The 4,900-nt window shown below is 41.3% G+C and carries 3 protein-coding genes; 1 reads left to right on the forward strand and 2 read right to left on the reverse strand.

What is annotated here, in order from left to right; all coding sequences use genetic code 11:
* Positions 1-621 precede the first annotated feature (621 nt).
* A complete protein-coding gene (locus RM049_RS39110) occupies positions 622-1,104 on the forward strand; it encodes a helix-turn-helix domain-containing protein (protein WP_322708096.1) in 483 nt (160 codons plus the stop codon).
* A gap of 31 nt (positions 1,105-1,135) precedes the next feature.
* Here RM049_RS39110 and RM049_RS39115 read toward each other — a convergent pair whose 3' ends face one another.
* Both RM049_RS39115 and RM049_RS39120 read right to left on the reverse strand, forming a co-directional pair.
* Positions 1,136-4,003, reverse strand: a complete 2,868-nt coding sequence (locus RM049_RS39115; protein WP_322708097.1) for a DEAD/DEAH box helicase — start codon at positions 4,001-4,003, stop codon at positions 1,136-1,138.
* Positions 4,004-4,085: 82 nt separating this feature from the next.
* A partial coding sequence (locus tag RM049_RS39120) for a hypothetical protein (RefSeq protein ID WP_322708098.1) occupies positions 4,086-4,900 on the reverse strand: 815 nt, incomplete at its 5' end.

Below are 4,900 nucleotides of genomic sequence, written 5' to 3' on the forward strand. Positions count from 1 at the left end.
CTCGCGAATAAATTGGTCTTTTCACCCTCTTTTTGCAAAATTGGGATGCTCCCAAAAAATCTACTCTATAGTTACAAATCCTATTTTTATATAAGTAGGTTCGATGCCTAGCTGTACAGTTTTTACGTGTATCGCTGGGTTTTGGGCTTTTTATATGCCCGTTAAGCCTTACACCTAGCTGAAAAAGCAGTTACCTGAGCTTTCAAAGTTCTATCACTAAGTGATAGAATGGAATTAATGAAAAAAAACATAGCTGGGCAATCTGCGCTTTTTGCGAGGTTACCGGCTTTTTTATTGGGCATTGAAAACTATATTACCACACCTACAGTGTATGATGTGCTGGAGGAGTGGTATTTTTTTTTATATTATATTTTTTTATAGTATTTATAAGTTTTTTAAATTACTTAATTTACGCCGTCAGTTAGCTGTTTGGGGGATTAAGAATTTGATGCTTGCTTCTTCTGATGATTATACCAGCTTATTTTACGCGGTCAAGTAGTATCCTTTAAGTTAGACACCATAAGAGACTACTTTAAGAGTTAACTATAAGATATAACAGAGCTGTGGCATAATATGCTTGGGTATGATTAAATTAGTTATATACACACGCATTAAAATAGTATGCTAGAACAACAGGAGCATCCAGCTAAAGATTTAAAATCTCATAAGGCAGACTCTTTTCCATCATCTGTTGCTTACATCCATAATCTTTTAGATGAATATGGACTAGACCCTTACGAGTTTAGGCTTTATGCCCACATAATTCGTAGAACAGGTGGCAAGCCTGAAGGAGTCTGCTTTGCTAGTCTTCGTAAAACGGCAGAAATCTGCAAGATGAGTATGCGTAAAGCTCAACAGGCGATAAAAGTTCTTATAAAAGCTAATTTTGTAACGCAAAAGAAACGGAATGGGCGTACAGATGAGTATCGGATTACGCCTGTTAGCGAATGGGTAGCTTGTGAAAAGTTAGATGAAATTCGCAACGAAATAGCAAAAGGAACTAAAAATTTGTCTAGTGATCTGAGTATGGATAACCCAACAGAGTCTAGTCTGGTTAACTCTTCAAGTAACCATATCAACAACAAGACTACGGACATGCAATAGAGATAACCCAAAAATGCTGCAATGATTGAACTTATTGCATCTCCCCAAATTCCCTAATATATTCCACCAATTCCCTCGTATGCCCCCCTTCAGAAATTCGCTCCAGATTCCCCACCAAAATAAACAATTCTCGCGCTCTACTCACGGCCACATTCAGTAAATTAGGTCGCCGATTAATAAACCAGAGGCTATCAGTTGATTGACATTGGCGAGTCGAGAAAATTATCACTGACTTCTGACCCCCTTGAAATGTGTGAACTGTGCCAATGCTCTTGGGGGAAAAATCTGACCAACGAGATTTTAAGCGTTGAGTCAGCGCATCTACTTGACGGCGGTAAGGTGAAATCACGCCAATCGTGTTGTCAGAATCAGTAGGATTTAAGCAATAACCCGCCGCTAACAACTCCTCAATCAACGCTTCTACTGCATCAACTTCTGCCCAATTAACGTTGTTTTCCAACTTCCCTTCCACATGGCAAGCAATCAGGTTAGTACCCAAGCGAGAAGCAAAAGGTTCAGTTTTGATGACCATGCCGTAATTGCACAAGCGATCGCAAAAATTAGCAATTACTGGAACGCAACGGTAATGATATTTAAGGATAATCCCTTGACCAATATCTCTGGGTTGTCCTGATGCCCCAGCCGCTCGGTGATAGGCTGTGGAAGCAGTGGGACTATAGCGGTCATAATCTACATCTGTAAGTCCTTGTTCCAGAAAAGATTTGCTGCGATATTCCTCTTTCTTCTGGTCGCTTAAATTAACGACTGGCTCCAATTGCAATGGATCGCCGACAATCAAAGCCCGATTACACCTAACTAAAACGGGGAAAACTTGTTGCGGTGGAATCTGACCCGCTTCATCTACAATTACTTGGTCAATACAGCCACTATCGGGATAGGGTAACAAATTGCGGATGGAGTGCAAAGTGCAAAGAAACACTGGAAACAACAGGCTGATATCCCGATAAATGTTTCTCCAATTATGACTTAACTGACGAAAAGCATCCCATTCGCCATTCAATAATGCAATGTAAGTCCTAAAGGAAGCCATCACCTCATCTTTGCGTCGCAGAGCTTCTTGTTGCTGAAATTGCCAAGACCACTCAAACAACTCTACTTGCAGCGAGTGCAATTCAGTGTAGAAACGACTGTAGAAATCTTTGCTGGGATAAGTAGCAAGACGGTTTTCGATTTGAGAACGGCGAGTAATCAGGTCTTTGAGTTGCTGCTTTCTTGACTCAATCTGCTGTTGTGTGCTGTCAATACCATTCTGTTGTTGCTGCCAGTTCAATGCTTCTGCAATAAGCTGATCAACACTCTGCTGGGCGGCGATGAGAGATTCAGTTGTTAGTGGGATTTGAAATTGAAATGGGGTGGCCAGCGTCGCCAACACAGGCATCTCTATCTGTTTGTGCAAGCGTTTGAGAACATGACGATGGCTGGTTTTGGTTATCGACTGCCAGAATCGTTTAATCGTCTGCAAAAGCTTGACAAACCAGAAGTCATTTCTACTCTTATTCTGCCAGTAATCTTCAGACGGCAAAGAACGCCTAGCACTGTCAAGATATTGTCCTATCTGCTGGTAAGCTTCTAGGGGGAACTTATTATAGTCGCAGTCAAATTCTAATGGTGACGAAGACTCAAATGCAGAAGTCTTGAGCGCCGACTCAACCGATTGTATATCAAGGCATAGCTCATCTAATAATTGCTCATCAGCACTTTTCTGTTGAAGATCATGCTCATCTTGCTGTCTATGATCTTGTATTTGCTGAACACCAGCTAACAACTGTTGCTTTGCTGACTCCCATTCATCTAATTTAAATGTTTCTTTGGCTAACCAGTCGAGTGCAGCTTGTAAACTAGGTAAAACTTGGCTCTCAACTAAATCCCTAGAGCCTCCTGATAAGTAGAAACGGTCAGAGGTCAAGTTGTTGGCTAAGATTTTCTCAACGTTATTTACAGCAAATTTGTTAGTGCTTGTTACCACAGTTAGGTTACTTTTATCTTGACCCGTTGTTGCCAAGTCCACGGCTCGACCTACCACTTGCTGCGCTATCTTATGTAACAACAGTGTGGTCTTGCCATTCCCCGGTGGGCCAATCACAGCAGTAACAGGATGAGATTGAGAATGTTTGAGAGCAAGTGCTTGATAGTCATCCGCCTGTGAGTTGGGAAAAGCACCCAAAAAAAGTACTTCATGCTGGGGTGATTTTGGTTGCCCAAACAGGTATTCGTAAGCCGGATGTCCTGGTCTTGACCACTGAAAGGAATTCTGGTCGCTAATTTTCTGAAAATCTTTTTTGAGGTTGTAATTAAAAGCAGCGTAGTCAAAATCCAATAGATAAGGGAGAAGTTTTGACCGCACGGGAAACGGCGGTAGTTCAATCAGTCCCATAAAGTCTTGTAGCGTCTTAAAGGGACGATTAAAAGTAGTTTCGAGAAAAACTTTCAACCCTTCCCTTGTTACCAGAGACTCAGCCGCTTCTTCCTCTAGTCCGTACCACTGCATCAAATTGGGAATAACAGGCTGAAACTCGTATTGGGTTAAATCCCATCCGCTACTGCGATAATTGCCCTCGAATATTGGGGAAACATTGATCGTGAACAACGGGCGAAATTGACGGCGATTAGATTCAACTACATAAAGCTGCGGGAAAGCTACAGCAATTGACGGTAATTTTGTTTGCTCAAAGTTCTTTGCACTTTTAAACGGTTGCTTTAGTTTTTTAAATAAAGACTCGTCTATTAATAATTTATCGCCTACCAGATTTACGAGAGAGTCCCAGATGTTCGGTTGTTCTGAATCGTCAGCTTCTACTTTGGCATTACTCAAATTTTCAACGTGGATGTAATCTAACCAAGCTTTGAGTAATGCTCGAATCTGTGAATCTGTTGCCATCTCTGTTTCTCTCCTCGCACCCAATCATGAATCACAGGTTTTAAACTCTAAAAGTAGACATTACCTGACAATTCACCCCAAGTCACTCATCCCCTAGTAAGGCTTCGAGTTTGTTTAAAAGGTTTACTAGCTGCTTTTGCTTTCTAGGTTCTTTCCAAAGCTGACGCTTTTTAATGCGCTGGGTGATATTTTGGAGGCGGTCTGGTATTTGGTTAGATGCTTTAGACGAGGATGCTTGTTCATCATCCGTCCAAGCTGCGATTTTTTCTTTGATTTGACTTAAAGACCAATAGTTAGCTATCGCTTCGGACAAAAGTTTTTTTCGGATTTCATTATTTCTTACCCGCGCCAAGACTTGTGCTTTGGTGTATTCCAGTTGACCAGAACGCAGTGCTATTAAAATTTCTTCGGGCAGATTTAGTAAAGGTAAGCGTGTGGTAATGAACGATAGCCAATTCATGAGTCCCAAACTCTCAAACACCTGTTGTACCGTGTTTGATTGTTCTTCATCTAGGTTAGGAAAAACGTTTTTACTAGATTCAGTTTCATCAGCTAAATGATCAGAAACGTTGTCCCCAGCTTGTAGATTATCGGGGTTAGGAAAAACGTTTTTACTAGATTTATTTTTCTCGGCTAAATGGTCAGAAACGTTGTCCCCAGTTTGTGAATTATCTGAGTTAGGAGAAACGTTTTTCCTAGATTCATTTAATGAGGATTTTGAGGGCTGTTCCCCCTTCCTGTGAGCGTTTTTCATTCGATACAGCAAGGATTTGACGGCTTCTACATCGCAATACAGCCGGATTGCCAACAGGTGCAATATCCCTTCAGTTTCTTCAACGGGATTAAGGTCTTCTCGTTGCAGGTTTTCAATCAAAGCCAACTGAAACGCTTGGTCAT

The organism is Nostoc sp. DedQUE04 (assembly GCF_034530995.1).
Taxonomy (GTDB): Bacteria; Cyanobacteriota; Cyanobacteriia; order Cyanobacteriales; family Nostocaceae; genus Nostoc.

Excerpts from the sequence above, each read along its gene's own strand:
- RM049_RS39110 (WP_322708096.1), top strand. The coding sequence starts at position 622 with ATGCTAGAACAACAGGAGCATCCAGCTAAAGATTTAAAATCTCATAAG.
- RM049_RS39115 (WP_322708097.1), bottom strand. The coding sequence starts at position 4,003 with ATGGCAACAGATTCACAGATTCGAGCATTACTCAAAGCTTGGTTAGAT.